Annotated in this window: 16 protein-coding genes; 9 read left to right on the forward strand and 7 right to left on the reverse strand. The window is 62.4% G+C overall.

What is annotated here, in order from left to right; translation table 11 throughout:
- Position 1: 1 nt before the first annotated feature.
- From BH682_RS05030 to BH682_RS05040, 3 genes are all read right to left on the reverse strand, one after another.
- Positions 2-1225: an acyl-CoA dehydrogenase family protein gene (locus BH682_RS05030; protein ID WP_003945555.1), complete on the reverse strand. Its 1224-nt coding sequence runs from the start codon at positions 1223-1225 to the stop codon at positions 2-4.
- Positions 1222-2499, reverse strand: coding sequence for an acyl-CoA dehydrogenase family protein (locus BH682_RS05035; protein WP_003945638.1), 1278 nt, complete (start codon positions 2497-2499; stop codon positions 1222-1224). The genes BH682_RS05030 and BH682_RS05035 overlap by 4 nt, the downstream gene beginning before the upstream one ends.
- A gap of 125 nt (positions 2500-2624) precedes the next feature.
- The gene (locus BH682_RS05040) at positions 2625-3605 is read right to left on the reverse strand and encodes a sucrase ferredoxin (protein WP_223304684.1); all 981 of its coding nucleotides are present in this window, start codon (positions 3603-3605) and stop codon (positions 2625-2627) included.
- 122 nt (positions 3606-3727) lie between these two features.
- On the opposite strand from BH682_RS05040, the gene BH682_RS05045 reads away from it, so the two are divergent.
- From BH682_RS05045 to BH682_RS05060, 4 genes are all read left to right on the forward strand, one after another.
- Positions 3728-4666 carry an ABC transporter substrate-binding protein gene (locus BH682_RS05045; RefSeq protein WP_075832294.1) on the forward strand — a complete coding sequence of 313 codons (939 nt, stop codon included), beginning with the start codon at positions 3728-3730 and terminating at the stop codon, positions 4664-4666.
- Between the two features lie 47 nt (positions 4667-4713).
- Positions 4714-5211, forward strand: a complete 498-nt coding sequence (locus BH682_RS05050; protein WP_003945816.1) for a glutathione peroxidase — start codon at positions 4714-4716, stop codon at positions 5209-5211.
- Between the two features lie 94 nt (positions 5212-5305).
- Positions 5306-6010, forward strand: a complete 705-nt coding sequence (locus BH682_RS05055; RefSeq protein WP_007734443.1) for a DUF2334 domain-containing protein — start codon at positions 5306-5308, stop codon at positions 6008-6010.
- Between the two features lie 227 nt (positions 6011-6237).
- Positions 6238-7626, forward strand: a complete 1389-nt coding sequence (locus tag BH682_RS05060) for an Ig-like domain-containing protein (RefSeq protein WP_075832296.1) — start codon at positions 6238-6240, stop codon at positions 7624-7626.
- A gap of 8 nt (positions 7627-7634) precedes the next feature.
- Here BH682_RS05060 and BH682_RS05065 read toward each other — a convergent pair whose 3' ends face one another.
- Entirely contained in the window at positions 7635-8282 is a 648-nt protein-coding gene (locus BH682_RS05065; protein ID WP_042452645.1) for an MBL fold metallo-hydrolase, read from the reverse strand.
- Between the two features lie 165 nt (positions 8283-8447).
- Between BH682_RS05065 and purS the strand changes: the two genes are divergently transcribed.
- Both purS and purQ read left to right on the forward strand, forming a co-directional pair.
- On the forward strand, positions 8448-8687 hold the full coding sequence (purS, locus tag BH682_RS05070; protein ID WP_003945817.1) for a phosphoribosylformylglycinamidine synthase subunit PurS: 240 nt from the start codon (positions 8448-8450) through the stop codon (positions 8685-8687).
- Positions 8684-9361: a phosphoribosylformylglycinamidine synthase subunit PurQ gene (purQ, locus tag BH682_RS05075; protein ID WP_003945887.1), complete on the forward strand. Its 678-nt coding sequence runs from the start codon at positions 8684-8686 to the stop codon at positions 9359-9361. Before purS ends, purQ begins: the two co-directional genes overlap by 4 nt.
- A 79-nt stretch (positions 9362-9440) precedes the next feature.
- On the opposite strand, the gene BH682_RS05080 is transcribed toward purQ, so the two are convergent.
- Positions 9441-10661, reverse strand: coding sequence for a pyridoxal phosphate-dependent aminotransferase (locus BH682_RS05080; protein WP_003945423.1), 1221 nt, complete (start codon positions 10659-10661; stop codon positions 9441-9443).
- Between the two features lie 138 nt (positions 10662-10799).
- Between BH682_RS05080 and BH682_RS05085 the strand changes: the two genes are divergently transcribed.
- Together BH682_RS05085 and BH682_RS05090 are read left to right on the forward strand one after the other, a co-directional pair.
- On the forward strand, positions 10800-12206 hold the full coding sequence (locus BH682_RS05085) for an aminotransferase-like domain-containing protein (RefSeq protein WP_042452643.1): 1407 nt from the start codon (positions 10800-10802) through the stop codon (positions 12204-12206).
- A gap of 57 nt (positions 12207-12263) precedes the next feature.
- A complete protein-coding gene (locus BH682_RS05090; protein ID WP_075832298.1) occupies positions 12264-12710 on the forward strand; it encodes a hypothetical protein in 447 nt (148 codons plus the stop codon).
- 6 nt (positions 12711-12716) lie between these two features.
- Here the strand turns inward: BH682_RS05090 and BH682_RS05095 are convergent, their stop codons facing one another.
- On the reverse strand, positions 12717-13925 hold the full coding sequence (locus tag BH682_RS05095) for a macrolide family glycosyltransferase (RefSeq protein WP_075832300.1): 1209 nt from the start codon (positions 13923-13925) through the stop codon (positions 12717-12719).
- 163 nt (positions 13926-14088) lie between these two features.
- On the opposite strand from BH682_RS05095, the gene BH682_RS05100 reads away from it, so the two are divergent.
- Entirely contained in the window at positions 14089-14379 is a 291-nt protein-coding gene (locus BH682_RS05100; RefSeq protein WP_003945505.1) for a YiaA/YiaB family inner membrane protein, read from the forward strand.
- Here the strand turns inward: BH682_RS05100 and BH682_RS05105 are convergent.
- Positions 14363-15454, reverse strand: a complete 1092-nt coding sequence (locus BH682_RS05105; RefSeq protein WP_064074163.1) for a sensor histidine kinase — start codon at positions 15452-15454, stop codon at positions 14363-14365. The two genes, BH682_RS05100 and BH682_RS05105, sit on opposite strands and share 17 nt — an antisense overlap.
- Positions 15455-15459 lie beyond the last annotated feature (5 nt).

Below are 15459 nucleotides of genomic sequence, written 5' to 3' on the forward strand. Positions count from 1 at the left end.
GCTATGTGTACCAGGTGGGTTCGGGAATCTCGCCGGTCAGAAAACGACTACCGACTTCACGGCGCTTGTACGCGAGCGGATCGTGAAGGGTATGCGTCCGGATGTTGCGCCAGTAGATATCCAGGCCGACGTCGTTGGACGTGGCTCGGGCACCGGTCAGTTCGAAGATCTTGTTGCTGATCTCCAAGGAGACGTCGGCGGCGCGAAGTTTTGCGGCCGCGATGCGTACGGCGAGGTCGCCGCGAGCCTGCTCGGTGAGGTTTTCGCGAGCGTCGTGGAGCACTGCGTCGGCCTCACGGCTGACCTGATCCACGAAGGCCTCCGCCGCCCACAGCTTCGATTGCAAGTCGCCGTAGCCCTCACGGAGGTACCACTCGTCGGTTGCGATTTCGCGGTTGTCACCGCCGTACGGCCATGGACGCGTACGGGTTCGGGTGTACTCGGCCGCAGTGTCCAGTGCGCCACGGGCGATCCCGAGGTAGAAGTTCGCGAACACGATCTCGATCGCGGGGAAGTTCAGGGTGTTGTAGACCAGAGGTTGGAATTCCTTGTCGACAAAGCCTGCCGCACTTGCCCAGTCGACCTCGACGTCGTTGATCTCGACACTGCCGGAATCGGTGAGGCGCTGTCCGAGATTGTCCCAATCACCGCGGAAGACTATGCCGTCCTGAGCAGTCGGCACGATTGCGAACACATGCGTCGCAGTTCCGTCGATGATTCCTTCGAGCACCGTGAGGTCGGTGACTCGGCCGCCGGTGGAAAACGACTTGACACCGTTGAACACCAGGGTGTCTCCGCGGTCCGCGACGGTGAGGTCGGTGTCTCGAGGGTTGACCGCGCCGCCGAAGAAGAATCGGTTGCTCGTGTACAGCTCCTCGACAGCGGAGATCTGCGGATCGGTTCCGACCAATCTGGCTGCCCATGCCCACAGGTAGTGGTATCCGAGCAGTTGTCCGATGGAGCCGTCGGCGCGGGCGATCTCCCGAACCACCTTGTAGGCGCTCTCCCATCGCTGCCCGCCGCCGCCGAACTCGACCGGGCCCAGGAGTGTCACAAGACCACTGTCCTTGAGTAGCTGAACTTCTCGGAACGGCGGTTCGCCGGCTCGGTCGCGGGCGAGTGCGTCGGCGGCAAGGATGTTGCTCACCTCGCGAGCCCGGTCGATCCAGCCCTCGGATGTGTCGGGAACGCCGACGAAGACTTCGGTTTCACTGGTCACGGTCATGCCTGTTCATCCTTTTCGGTCGGTGCGGTCCCGATGGCCCACACGTAAATCGGTTCGGTTCCGTTGATTTCGTAGTCGCCGACAACTTTGGATTTGAAGACGACCGGATTATGACTGGCCACGGTGCGGGCGTTGCGCCAGAACCGATCGAGATCGAGGTCGCGGCTCACTCCGGAAGCACCGAGTGCGTCGAAGATCTTGGCCGTGGCCGGAACGACGAGTCCGATCGAGGCGACCTGCCCTCGCCCCGAATCGATTTCGGCTGCGATGTTGGCGGCCTTCTCTTCCTCCGGCGAGCCGGAGAATGCAGCTTCGTATGCCCATTGGGACGACTGTGCTGCGTGCAGTGCCACGGCCTCGGCTGCAAAGGCAGCAGAGGACACCTCGCCGACAACTTGCTGGATCTGCGAATCCTGCGCGTATCTCGGAGCGTTGCCGTGACTGAAGGTTCGAGTGCGAGCGGCGACTCGACGAGAGATCTCGGTTGTCGCAGCCTTGGCGATGCCGGCGAGAGTGGCGAGATGGAACAGTTGGTAGAACGCGGTCTGGTATTTGAATCGCGTCGAGAAGTCGAAGATGTTCTCCGGCTGGACTATTGCGTTCTCGTAGACGGACGAGCCGGAGCCAGTCGTCTGCTGGCCGAACCCGTTCCAGTCGTCACTGTGTGTGACACCGGGTTGTCTCGCTTCGACTGCCGCGATCACGAATGCGCCGGTGTCGGTGCGCTGCGAGTACAGGTCGATCCAGTCGGCGAAGATGGAACCCGTGCTGTAGAACTTTGCCCCGTTCGCCAGGAAATGGTCGGCATCGGGTGCGGGCGAGACCTTGGTGTTGGCTTCGCCCAATGCAACGTCGCCGATTTCGGTCCATGCGTTGCCGACCAACTGTCCCTCCGCGAAGCGTCGGAGCCAGATGTCACGCTCCGGGCCGGGGTCGGCGACCAGTCGGTCTTCGACAAACGCGAAATGTCCGCGCAGGGCCTGGGTGATATTGGAATCGGCGCTCGACAGCTCGACTAGTAAGCGGATCAATTGCGGGATGCTCGCACCCGATCCACCGTGTGTTGTCGGCACCCGAACGGCGCCGAAGCCTGCATTCTTGAGTGCGTCGATCTGTTGGAAGGGAAGCACGTGATCGCGTTCGCGTTCGACGACGCCTTGTGCGATGTCCGCGAAGATCGGACGGAATTTCTCTGCCAGTGTTTCGTAGTCGACCTCACTTTTGATCGGATCAGCAGACCGGGGTACGGCATTCGGCGTCAGTGCGGTGGTCATGGGAAGAATGCAAGCTGTAAACACCAGGGGCGTCGATCCTTCATCGCGACCTGATTCGAAGTGTTGTCAGTCCGCGCAAATCTCGGTTCGATGGCCTGCCGGGCACTCTTGTCGAAATCGAGTGGTCAGTGGGGTTGCTCGTGAACGTGCTCGACGGTCCATCCGCTCCATTCGACGGTCCCTCCGGCACCACAATCATGTCGGAACGGCAGCCCTGGAGGACCGGAGCGAACGACGACGCGAAAGTCTCTCCCCTCCAACCGAAGATCGACAGTCGTGTGTTCTCCGTCGACACTCTCGCTGATGCTCTCGAGTGCGTCCGTGGCGACGATGTCGGTGGCGCGTCGGACAGCATGTTCGGCTGCCTGAGCGGCCTGTGACAGTGCCGCCCGGCCGCGCAGGTGCAGCAGCTCCAATTCTCCGGCTAGGTATTTCTCGGCAGCACCGATTGCGGAGTTGCCGTCCAGTCGGCTGAAATAGACTGCGGCAGGCCACGCAATCATGTTGGCCGCGAAACGATCTCCGCCGATGTGGCTGCACTCCCACACATCTGCGATCTGTGCCGCGTTCAGCGCAGACACGACCGGGCGGCCGAGTTCCGCGCAGCACGCATCTTTCTTTCCATGTGTGCAGACTGCGAAGAGCGGTTCCGTGCGGGAGCGGCCGAAGTCGGGTTCCGCTCCGGTGGACATCGATTCGAACGGCAGTACCGACAGGTCCTCGTATCGGTCGACCGCCCCTTCCCGCATCCATTGGCGTGTGCCGTCCGTCCAGGCGAGTACGCACGTCGGGGTGAGGACTCGGCGGTTGCGGGTCCGCCGGATCACCACGACACGGATACGGCCCTGCGCTGCGTAGATTTTTTCGGTGAGCGCGACGGGGAGAACGTCGTCAGGGGCGGACGCCGGCCAGGGGCCGGGGTGCTCGATCAATACCCACAGATGTGTCATTCCGGCGCGACCGACCATCGGTTCGCCGGCGGTCGACGACTGCCGTGTACAGGCGTGAGGGCGTCGACTGGTTTGCGGATTGGCGACAAATTCCGAAAGGCACTGCATAGATCCTTTCCCCAGGACACCGTCGCTGTGGCAGGGGAGGGAAGACATGATGAGGCTCCAGTCTCGTAGGTTAGGCTCACCAGACTATTGGATGGTGAATCCTTTGCTCAGCCGTGGTGAATGCGCGTGGCTGTGACGGTCGGAAGCAGTCGGTAACAGGAGTGTTGGGAATGAAACGCAGTAACTCGCGGGCGAAGTACGTGCTGGGTGGTTTCGTCCTCGCCGCCATCGTGGCAACGACAACGGCGTGTGGCAGTGACGACAAGACGGATACCGGCAGTCAGTCTGCCGACACCGTGCACGCGGTCACCCACGCCCGCGGAACCACCGACGTACCGACGGATCCGCAGCGAGTTGTCGTGCTCGAGCCGGTTCAGCTCGACACGTCGGTAGCGCTGGGCGTGATTCCCGTGGGCACCGCGGTACTCAGCGAGACGACCGGCGTTCCGGCGTACCTCGGTGAGAAGGCGGCGGAGATCGAGATGGTCGGAACCGTCGCGGCACCGAACCTCGAGAAGATCGTCGCACTGAGCCCGGACCTGATCATCGGAACGGAATCGCGGCACGGTGATCTGTACGAGCAGCTCGCTGCCATCGCACCGACCGTCTACATGGCAACTCAGACCGATCCGTGGCAGGACAACGTCCAGTTCGTCGCAGAGGCGTTGAACAAGACCGATCAGGCAGGTGAACTGCTCGGTGACTACACGGCACGCTGCGAGGAAGTGGCGAGCAAGCACAGCACCGAGGGCAAGACCGCTCAGCTGATCCGCCCACGCGACGACGTTCTGACGCTGTACGGACCCACGTCGTTTGCCGGAAGCACTCTCGAATGTGCTGGACTCACGATTCCCGCACGCGACTGGGAGAACTCGATCTCCGTCGACCTCTCCCCGGAATTCGTCTCCGGAGCCAACGCCGACCTCATCCTGGTCACCTCCGCGAAACCGGCCGATGCCGGCACGATGCCGAAGGCCGTCGCAGACAACGCCGGATTCTTCCCGAACCCGCATCTGGTGGACATGTCCTACTGGATCACCGGCGTCGGACCGCTCGGCGGCCTCACCGTTCTGGACGACCTCGATCGCATTCTCGGAGCGTCGAATTAGCAGTGCGCGAAGGAGCAGTGCGCGAGAGAGTCGCTAAGTTGGAGCCTATGACAACTCCAGTACAGAACATCGCGATCAACACCCTCGGTGGCGTGCCCACCTCTTTGGGTGAATACGACGGCCGCGCCGTCCTCGTGGTCAACGTCGCGTCCAAGTGTGGACTGACCCCGCAGTACTCGGCGCTCGAGAAGCTGGCCAGCGAGTACGCCGATCGCGGTCTGACCGTGATCGGTATCCCGTGCAACCAGTTCATGGGGCAGGAACCGGGTACCGCCGAAGAGATCGAGACGTTCTGCTCCACTACCTACGGCGTCACGTTCCCGCTTCTCGAGAAGATCGAGGTGAACGGCGAAAACCAGCATCCGCTGTACGCCGAGCTCACCAAGGCGGCCGACGCCGAAGGCGCTGCGGGAGACATTCAGTGGAACTTCGAGAAGTTCCTGATCGGACCGGACGGCACCGTCGTCAACCGCTTCCGTCCGCGGACCGAGCCTGACGCACCCGAGGTTGTCGCCGCGATCGAAGCTGCGCTTCCCAAGAACTAGAGGTTTCCAAGAACCAGTAGGTGCGCTGAAAACTGCCGCCGGATGATCATCCGGCGGCAGTGTGCTGTTCACCCACAGCTGCCACTATCGGAGTATGTCCGCAGAACTGATCGTGTCGGTATCCGGAATCAGAGACGAGACATGTTATCTCGCTGCCGGATTCGCAGACGAGATGGACACTCGAGGTGTCCGCTTGTCGCTCCTGGTGGCGCCGCGACTGAAGGACAAATACCGACTGGCCGACGACGCGGTGACGACGGCTTGGCTGCGTGAGCGTCGCGAGCACGGCGATGCCATCGTTCTGCACGGCTACGACCAGGCCGCGACCAAGCGTCGCCGAGCCGAGTTCGCCACTCTGTCGAAGCACGAAGCGAAACTGCGACTACTCGCTGCGGACCGCGTTCTCGAGCATGCAGGCCTTCGGACCCGGGTGTTCGCACCGCCGCGCTGGGTGGCATCGCCCGGTGCCATGTCGGTGTTGCCGGAGACGGGCTTTCGCACGATGGCAGGCCTCGGGGCAGTACATGATCTGACCCGCGGAACCTTGCAACGGGGAAGGGTTTTCGGGATCGGCGAAGGCTTCAAGGCCGAGCCGTGGTGGTGTCGCGCATTGGTTCTCGGAGCCGGGCGTGCCGCCAAACGTGGGGGACTGGTCAGATTGTCGATCACGGCCAAGCAGTTGGGAAACGAGGGCCCACGTCAGGCCGTCCTCGACGCCGTCGACCTTGCCCTCTTCCACGAAGCCGACTCGCAGGTGTATCGGTGGAACTCCCCGTCTCAGGAGCTCGGCGCTGCCTGAATTCGGCAGTTGGCAACTATTTGATAGCTACGAGACTATGTCATCTGTCCGGGTTGTCCGAGTGGGCAGACTCTTCGCGTTTTTCCACTTCCTTGCTGGTAGTAGTGCAGAGTGGGTCAAAATCGCATAAAACGGACGATTAATTAGAGCGCTGGGTCAGCCAGCTCTCCCACTGCTAGAGTGCGTGCAGTTAATCTGCCGCTAGTAGATGGGATCGGGATCTCGCCATGCGCACGAGAGTGTTCTCCAAGTCGGCCGAGGGTCTTGTCGCCGTGGCTGTGGGCGCAGTCGTCTGTGCTGCGTTCGTTCCGGCGCTCGCGTCTGCCGCTCCGACCGGCGCGGTTCACATGCTGCCGACGGGCAGTGTCGACGGCGGGTCGAGCGGATCGAGCGGATCGAGCGGATCGAGCGATGGCGTCCGCACCGCAACCGTCGACGATGAAGGTGAGCAACTCACACTGCGCCTTCACAAGATGAACCTGCGGGGATCCGAGTTCTCGATGGCTGTGCAAGACAGCGACGGAGAGCTGACCGACGCGGTGATCCCGGCGCCCCGTTCGTACATCGGCAGCGTAGCAGGGCGTCCGGACGCAATCGTCTCGGCCATCGTCGACTCCGCCGGAACACTGCGCGGGCAGGTGATTTTCGATCGTGGTGTTTCGATAGAGTTCGTCGGATCCGAGGTGGTCGGTCGCAGCACGGCGCCGATCGACGCAAAACCCAAGTGGCCCACCGCGGCCATTGCGCCGGCCTCGGCCGCAAGGGTCGGCAAGACGGTCAAGCAGTTCGTGGTCGGACTGGACCTCAGTGGCGAGTGGTACTCCGCGCACGGCGCAGGCAGTGCCGCCGTCGCTCTGGATCGGGCCGAGGAATCAATGGCCCGCACCGCTGCCATCTGGATCAGAGACGTCGGGATTCGGCCGGTCCTCGGTCGAGTTGTCCTGCGGGCAGATTCCGCCGGCGATCCGTACTCGAGCAGTTGTGAAAATCTCGAGCAGTTGGAAGATCTGTGGTCCGATCAGGTCGGGTCGAGTGTCGATCAGGCGACCGTCGTGTGCGCATCCGGTGGCGGAAATGCCTACTACTCGAAGTTCGAACTCGACCACAGCTACGCGCATGTCGGTGCCGAGTCCGACGGCAACTTCAGCCGCGTTCTCCGCCACGAGTTGGGCCACAACTTCTATGCCGACGACTACCACGGCGGCGGCGCCGAGGGATCGACCATCATGAACGGCAACGAGCTCTCGCGCTTCGACGGCACCGAATTCGCTGCCATCGTCGATGCGGCGGAGGTTGCCTCGGCTCGACTCGACGACGTCGGTCGGTACACGGCAAGCCCGATCCCGCCGTACGCCGCACTCGACACCGCGCGGGTCCGCTCAGGCGGCGCAGTCACCGTCGACGCCGTCGCGAATGATCATGACAGCAACGGAGATTCGATCAAAGTGACCGGCGTCGGGGCAACGTCACTTCTCGGTGGCACCGTGAAGCTCGAAAACGGCGAAGTGGTGTTCGAAGCCGGAACGAAGGCAGGCACCGACAGGATTCTCTACACACTCACCGACGCAGCCGGTGGCACGAGCACCGGCTGGATCATCGTCGATGTGAGTGCGTGAGAACCGAATCAGGCGACTTCGACGCTCGACTCCTCGCCGAGAACTCGGAACTCGGTGCCGTCGGCAGCCATTTCCGAGTAGCGACCGTAGAAGATGCCTGCGGCCTCGTCGCGGATGATCGCTTGATGAATGGGAACCGCAACGCGCGGCGCCACCGCGCGGAGGTAGTCGATGGCCTCCGAGATCTTGAGCCACGGTGCGGCGGCGGGGAGGGCGAGAACGTCGACCTTCTGTTCGGGGACGTAGAGGGAATCGCCGGGATGCATGAACCGTGCCGGGTTGGTGGCGTCACCGAGGAGGAACGCGGTGTTGTCGATCATCGGTAGGTCCGGATGGATGATTGCGTGCTCTCCGCCCGTTCCGGTCACCTCGACGTCGCCGATGCTGAACCGGTCGCCCGGCCGGACGCCGGTCCAGCGCCCACCGAGCTTTTCAGCCGTCTGCGGATCGCTGTAGAGCACGGCGTCGGGATTCGCTTCGGCCAGTTCGGGCAGCCGCGCAGGGTCGGCGTGATCGGGGTGTTGATGTGTCACGAGGATGGCGTCGAGGCCGGTGATGCCTTCGAATCCGTGCGAGAAGTTGCCGGGATCGAAGAGGATCTTCGAGCCGTTCAACTCCACGAGCACACAGGAATGGCCAAAATGTGTCAGTCGCATGATTTCGAGTATGCGCCGCCCCGAAGGGACTCGCAGGCGGGTTTCACAGGTGGTGGCCGTCACGCCCCGATCACTCGATGCGAACCATCTCGGGTCCGCCCGGTAAACTGGCCATCACCCGAGCGTTTCACTCCGGGTTCGCGCACTAGTACCGAGGAGCAGCACGTGGCCCGTGTCGTCGTCGAAGTCATGCCCAAGGCCGAGATTCTCGACCCCCAGGGACAGGCAATTGTCGGGGCACTGTCTCGCCTGGGCTTTGCAGGAGTATCCGATGTCCGTCAGGGCAAGCGGTTCGAGTTGGAGATCGACGGCAGTGTCGAAGACGCCGAACTCGAGAAGATCGCCGAAGGCCTGCTGGCCAACACGGTGATCGAGGATTGGACCGTCAGGCGAGTCGAGGCATGAGCGCACGTATCGGAGTAATCACTTTCCCCGGCACGCTCGACGACATCGACGCGGCGCGGGCAGTGAACCTGGCCGGCGGTGAAGCTGTCGAACTCTGGCACGGCGATGCAGACCTCAAGGGTGTCGACGCGGTCATCGTTCCTGGCGGATTCTCGTACGGCGATTACCTTCGTTGCGGCGCGATCGCACGTTTTGCTCCCGCGATGGGCAAGGTTGTGGAAGCAGCCAAGGGCGGCATGCCGGTCCTGGGCATCTGCAACGGTTTCCAGATCCTCTGCGAAGCAGGTTTGCTGCCCGGTGCCCTGACCCGTAACCAGGGTCTGCACTTCATCTGCCGCGACGAGTGGTTGACGGTCGAAGCCAACAACACGGCGTGGTCCTCGCGATACGAGGCCGGCGCGCAGATCCTCATCCCCCTGAAGTCGGGTGAAGGTCGCTTCCAGGCGTCCGAGAAGGTTCTCGACGAACTCGAGGGCGAAGGCCGCGTCGTCTTCCGTTACTCGGAGGAGAACCCCAACGGCTCGCAGCGTCGTATCGCCGGCATCTCCTCGGCCAACGGCCGGGTCGTCGGTTTGATGCCGCACCCCGAGCACGCCACCGAGGCTCTCACCGGTCCCAGTGACGACGGATTGGGCTTGTTCTACTCGGCCCTCGACGCGATCGTCACTGCCTGATCGCCTGCTGATTTTCACCACTGAACGCCGACCGGAAATCCGGTCGGCGTTCAGTCGTATGTGGGCCCGGTACCCAGAGCTACTGGCTGTAGGAACTGAGGAAGTTGCCGAGTCGCTCGAGTGCCGTCGAGAGATCGTCGGTGTTGGGGAGAGTCACCAACCGGAAGTGATCGGGTTCGATCCAATTGAACGCGCGACCGTGGCTGACAAGAATCTTCTCCGATTCCAGTAGATCGAGAACGAACCTCTCGTCGTCGACGATGCCGAACTTGTCGACGTCGAGCTTGGGGAACAGGTACAGCGCCCCGTCGGCCTGTTGGCAACTGATCCCGTCGATGCTGTTGAGCGTGGTGTGTGCGAGATCGCGCTGGGCCGTCAGCCGACCTTGTGGAAGCAACAGGTCCTCGATGGACTGTCGTCCGCCGAGTGCAGTCTGGATAGCGTGCTGCGCCGGCACGTTGGCACACATTCGCATGTTGGCCAGCAATTTGATGCCTTCGATGAAGCTCGACGCCCGCTCGAGTGGTCCGGTGATGGCCAGCCATCCGGCTCGGAATCCGCACACGCGGTAGGCCTTGGACAGTCCCGAATACGTCAGACACAGAACGTCTCGCCCGGTCATCGTCGCAAGGTTTGTCATGGATCGGCCGTCGTAGACGATCTTTTCGTAGATCTCGTCGGCGAAGAGCATCAGATCGTGTTTGCGCGCTAGATCCACGAAGCGTTGCAGCACCTCCGTCGAGTAGACGGCGCCCGTCGGATTGTTGGGATTGATGACGACAATCCCTCGGGTGCGCGGCGTGATCCGAGCTTCCAGATCGTCGAAGTCCGGTGCCCAGCCTTGGCTTTCATCGGTGAGGTAGTGGACGGGCGTGCCGCCGGCAAGTGAAACCGAAGCCGTCCACAAGGGATAGTCGGGAGCGGGAATCAGGATCTCGTCCTCTGGATTGCAGAGGGCCTGCATCGTCAGGGTGATCAGTTCGGACACACCGTTTCCGAGATAGATCTCGTCGACGGTGACGTCGGTGATACCCCGCGTCTGGTAGTACTGGACCACCGCAGTGCGCGCCGAATACAGTCCGCGAGAATCGCAATATCCCTGCGCGGTAGGGAGATTGCGGATCATGGCCATCATGATTTCGTCCGGAGCTTCGAACCCGAAGGGGGCCGGATTGCCGACGTTGAGTCGCAGGATCGTGTGTCCCTGATCCTCGAGTTCTTCGGTCTTGTCGAGAATTCGCCCTCTGATGTCGTACCTGACATTCTCGAGCTTGCGGGCCTGATCGATGGGTGTGTTCACGCGGTTACGTACCTCTCCGGTTCGGGTGGGTGAGTTGTGTTTCAGATGAGAAGGGCGCCTCAGGGTTCGGTCTGGAAACGGACATTGATTCGCGATAGCGCTAGCGGCGAAAGAAGAGTAGCGCTACTATGATTCGACATGTCCAATGATAGCAGTTCGAGGATTGTCGCAGCCTTGCGTGAGTGGATCGCGACGGCTCCTCCAGGCGCGAAGCTTCCGTCCACTCGGTCGCTCGTCAGCCTGCACGGGGCGAGTCCGGTCACCGTGCAGAAGGCGCTGCGAACACTGGTATCTCAGGGGGTTGTGGAGGCTCGTCCCGGTGTGGGGACCTTCGTGCGCGCGGCGCGCGTCGTGCGACCCAACGACTACGGGTGGCAGACAGCGGCGCTCGGATCGCCGAACTATCGTCTGCAGTTGCCCATGGCGCTGCAGTCCACCTCCAACGACGTGATCGCGCTGCATTCCGGCTATCCGGCCCGAGAGCTGTTGCCGGAAGGTCTGGTTCGTGCAGCCTTCACCAGGGCGACGCGAACCGACGCCGTGTTCAATCGGCCCCTCGCTGCCGGGCTTCCGGAACTGCAGTCCTGGTTTGCCTCCGAATTGGGTTCCGCCACTCCTGCCGGGATCACTCCGCCGGGGCCGAACGACGTGGTTGTACTTCCCGGCAGTCAGGGTGGGCTTGCGACGTCCTTTCGCGCGTTGGTGGGGGAGGGGCGTCCGTTGCTCATGGAATCGCCGACCTACTGGGGAGCGATCCTGGCCGCCGCACAGGCTGGAGTCACGGTCATTCCGATTTCCAGCGGCGCCAACGGGCCTGATCCTGAAGAGCTTTCGCGTGCATTCGAACAGACCGGTGCCCGTGCGTTCTACGCACAACCGAGCTTCGCGAGTCCGACGGGAGCGCTGTGGTCGCCGTCGTTGGCTGACAAGGTTCTCGACACCGTCCGTCGGCACGGCGCATTCCTCATCGAGGACAGTTCGGCGCTCGACTTCGGAATCACCGCAGATCCCAGCCCCATCGCTGCACGAGACGACAGCGGTCACGTCGTCTACCTTCGTGCGCTGACCAAGAGCGTGTCCCCATCGGTGCGAGTTGCCGGATTGATCGCTCGGGGTCCGGCGTACGAGCGGATTCTGGCTGATACACAGGCAGATTCGATGTATGTCAGCGGGATGTTGCAAGCGGTAGCGCTCGACGTCGTGACCCAACCGGCCTGGCGAACGCACTTGCGTAGGCTTCGTCACCAACTCGAGGCCAGACGCGACCTCCTCGTGTCGAGTCTGCGCGAGCACGCGCCGGACGCTCACCTCGACGCCGTACCGAAAGGCGGACTCAACCTCTGGCTTCGGCTCCCGGACACCACGAACGTCGAACGCGTGGTGCAGGACTGCCGGTCGGCCGGCGTCATCGTCGGGGCCGGTGACGATTGGTTCCCGGCAGAACCGACTGGAAAGTTCTTGCGGCTCAACTACGCCGGACCGAACCCGGGTGAGTTCCCCGACGCCGCCCGCATTATCGGCCGAGCAATCACGCAACATATGTAGAACTTCACCTCGCTGGTGGTTGACCTGAACTTCCGTTGAGGTTTTATCGTCGTGTGCATGAACAAGCAAGCAATGCAGCCACCGGCCAAGCAGCCGATCGGATTCTGGACCGCGCGAGCCGGTGAAGCGATTCGCACGCGCACGCGCGGAGCACTCGAAGCGATCGGCGTCACCCAGCCGGGGTGGTGGGTCCTGCACCAACTTTCGCTGCACCCTGAAGGGGTGGAGCGCGCTGTCCTCTTGCGGACGATCGGTCCGAACGAATCCACCGACGTGATCGATGACGCCGTCGACTCTGCCCTCGAACTGGGGTGGGCGCGCGAAGACGGGTCTGTCCTTCGCCCGACTGATGCGGGCTCCGAGCAGTTCGATCGCGCCGCGCGGGTACAGCAGATGCTGCAGGAAGATCGGATGCAGGGAATCACCGAAGAGGAGTTTGTCACCACCATCACTGTGCTGCAGCGAACCATCAAGAACGTGGGCGGCGACGCCTGGCACTGGTAGCAGACATTATCTGGGCCCGCTGCCGGGTAGAGCGGCTTCGATCAATTCGACGGCACGGGACACACCGCCCGCCGCTGCGAGTTCTTCTGCCAACTCCGCGCTGCGTCGGCGGAACTCGTCGGCGCTCACCAGAGTCAGCGCCTCACGAAGCTCTTCTGCCGTGACGGTAGCGCTGTCGACGCGTACTGCGACACCGGCGTCGACGAGCGAGTCGGCGTTGCCGAACTGATCGACGGCTTGCGGCACTGAGATCATGGGTGTCCCGGTCACCAGTCCCTCGCTGGATCCGCCCATACCCGCGTGGGTCACGAACGCGTCGGCCTGCTGCAGAATCGCGAACTGCGGTACCCAACGGTGTATTTCGACGTTGTCGGGCAATGGTCCGAGATCTGAGATCTGCACCTGCTTTCCGATCTGGAGGACGACGTGCCAGCCGTCCATCTGGCCGAAAGCCTCGACGCAGGTGCGGTAGAAATCCGGATGATCGGTGAATGCTGAACCCAGCGAGATCAACAAGAGCTTGCGTTCGGGATCCGGGTTCACCCAAGGTTGACTGCTCGGTTCGAGTGCGGGGCCGACGAACGTGTAGACGTCGCGGTTCACGCGATCGGCGTTGGGCTGCATCGATTCTGCGATCAGCACGATTGCACGGGGTGGGCGTCCGGTGAACTCACGTGGATCGACCTCGACGCCTTCGGCGCGGAAGAACCGGGTCTCCCGATCGAGCAGGTCGACGCCTCTCGGATCGGAACGAATTTCGTCGTACATCGGTGCGGCGTCGGCTTCGTAACCGTCCCAGGCAACGTACGTCGGCGACAACTGGATGATGGGAACGCCCCACTGCTGAGCCAGTATTCGTGCCGGAATGCCGGCGATGTCGTAGAGAAAGAGGTCAGGGCGATCGTCTTCGTAGATTCGGCGTAGCTGCGGCAGCATCGACTCGTAATCGTCCTGGAAAATCGTCAACTGATCGATCAGATCCCCGTCCCAGCTCTTCTCCGGTTCGGCGCCGTCGGGAGAAGGGACGAGGCTGGGCAGCGTGGAGACGTACGGTGCGAATTCGGCCCCGGTCGCCTCGATGATCTCACGCATCGACTCGTCGTTGGCATAGGTGACGCGGTGACCGGCGGCGACGAGACGCGCGATGATCGCCAGGCTCGGATTGACGTGGCCCGGTGCCGGAATGCTCACCATGGCGATATGTCTGCGGGTCATCGATCACTCCTGCCGTCTGACTGTTCTGGAACAACTCCGGATACCGGACCGAGACTATCCACCAGGATGGGTGACGGCATCTGATTTTTGCCGGGGAAGTACTGTGCGCACTCGAGTAGGACTACGCATCCGAGTGCCGGGATGGGCGAGCAGACTTCGAAGCATGAGCACACCGACAACACCCTCGAAGACCACTGCAGCCTTCTATCTTCAGGCCGGAATAGCCTTTGCCGTCAGTTTTGTCGGCACCCTCCTCGGAATTGCGTATCTTCCGATCGATGCGTGGCAACGCGGATTTCTCGGAATGTCCTTGCTGTTCTTGGTCACCAGTACGTTCACGTTGGCCAAGGTGATTCGTGATCAGCAGGAGGCATCCACTGTCAGAGTTCGAGTGGACGAGGCTCGACTCGAGAAGCTGATCGCCGAGCACGATCCGTTCAAAGCGGCAGCCTGAAACCTGTCGGCAAGGTGAGGATCAGCGTGCTGCCGAGAGGTTGCTCGTTTCGGAGCGCCGACAGATCGCCGCCGTGTGCGAGCGCGAGGCTGCGCGCAATCGTGAGCCCCAAACCGGAACCGTCGGATCGATCACCGCGATGGAAACGGTCGAAGACTGATTCGAGTTGGTCTGCGGGAATTCCGTCACCGGTGTCGGTGACGGACACCGAGAGGTGGTCACCTTCCCGTGCGAGTGTCACCGTCACCGAACCTCCGCTCGGAGTGTGCCGCAACGCGTTTTCGAGCAGATTGGCGAGGATCTGTTCGATTCGTTGGCGATCGACCTCGGCCGTGATCGGTTGCGGAGGTAGCGCGGTCGTCAATTCGACTCCACGATCGGCGAAACGTGGCGCCGCTGCTGCCGTTGCGCTGCAAACGATGTCGTCGATCTTCTCGTCTCGGCGATCGAGTTCGAGAGCGTGTTCGTCGGCCGCGGAGACGTCCGCCAGATCGCAAGAGAGCCGACGCAGTCTTTCGAGTTGATCGCGCATGACCGACCATGAAGAGTTGTCCGTGGGGAGGACGCCATCCTCGATGCCGTCCACGTACGCAGCCAAAGTCGATACCGGAGTGCGTAATTCGTGGGCAAGATCGGCAAGCAGGCGTTTGCGGACCCGATCCGAATGATCAAGGCGTGCCGCCATGTCGGCAAAGGCAGTTTCGAGACGCGTGAAATCGGCATCTACGTCGGACCTGCCGATAGTCACGTCGAAGTTCCCGTCTGCGACGCTTTGCGCCGCCTCCGCCAGCGTTGAGATCGGGGCCGTGATGCGTCGGACGATGTAGACCGCGGCGATGCCTGCGCCTACCAGTGCGACCGCGATCCCGCACAACAGTGCAATGGTCATGGTCTGAGCGAATGCCTCTTCGGTGTGGGTACGGACATTCGAGTCTTCGATGCCGGCCATCATGAGGTGGTTGTGAAAGAGCGGGGCAGCGACGGCAATGGCGACTGCGGCGATGGCGAGGCAGGAGACGAACAGGACGACAAGCTGCGCCAGCAGCAGTTTTCCGCGTAGCCCGAGTTTCTTCATGACGA

Source organism: Rhodococcus sp. YL-1 (genome assembly GCF_001942025.1).
GTDB classification, from domain to species: Bacteria; Actinomycetota; Actinomycetes; order Mycobacteriales; family Mycobacteriaceae; genus Rhodococcus_F; species Rhodococcus_F qingshengii.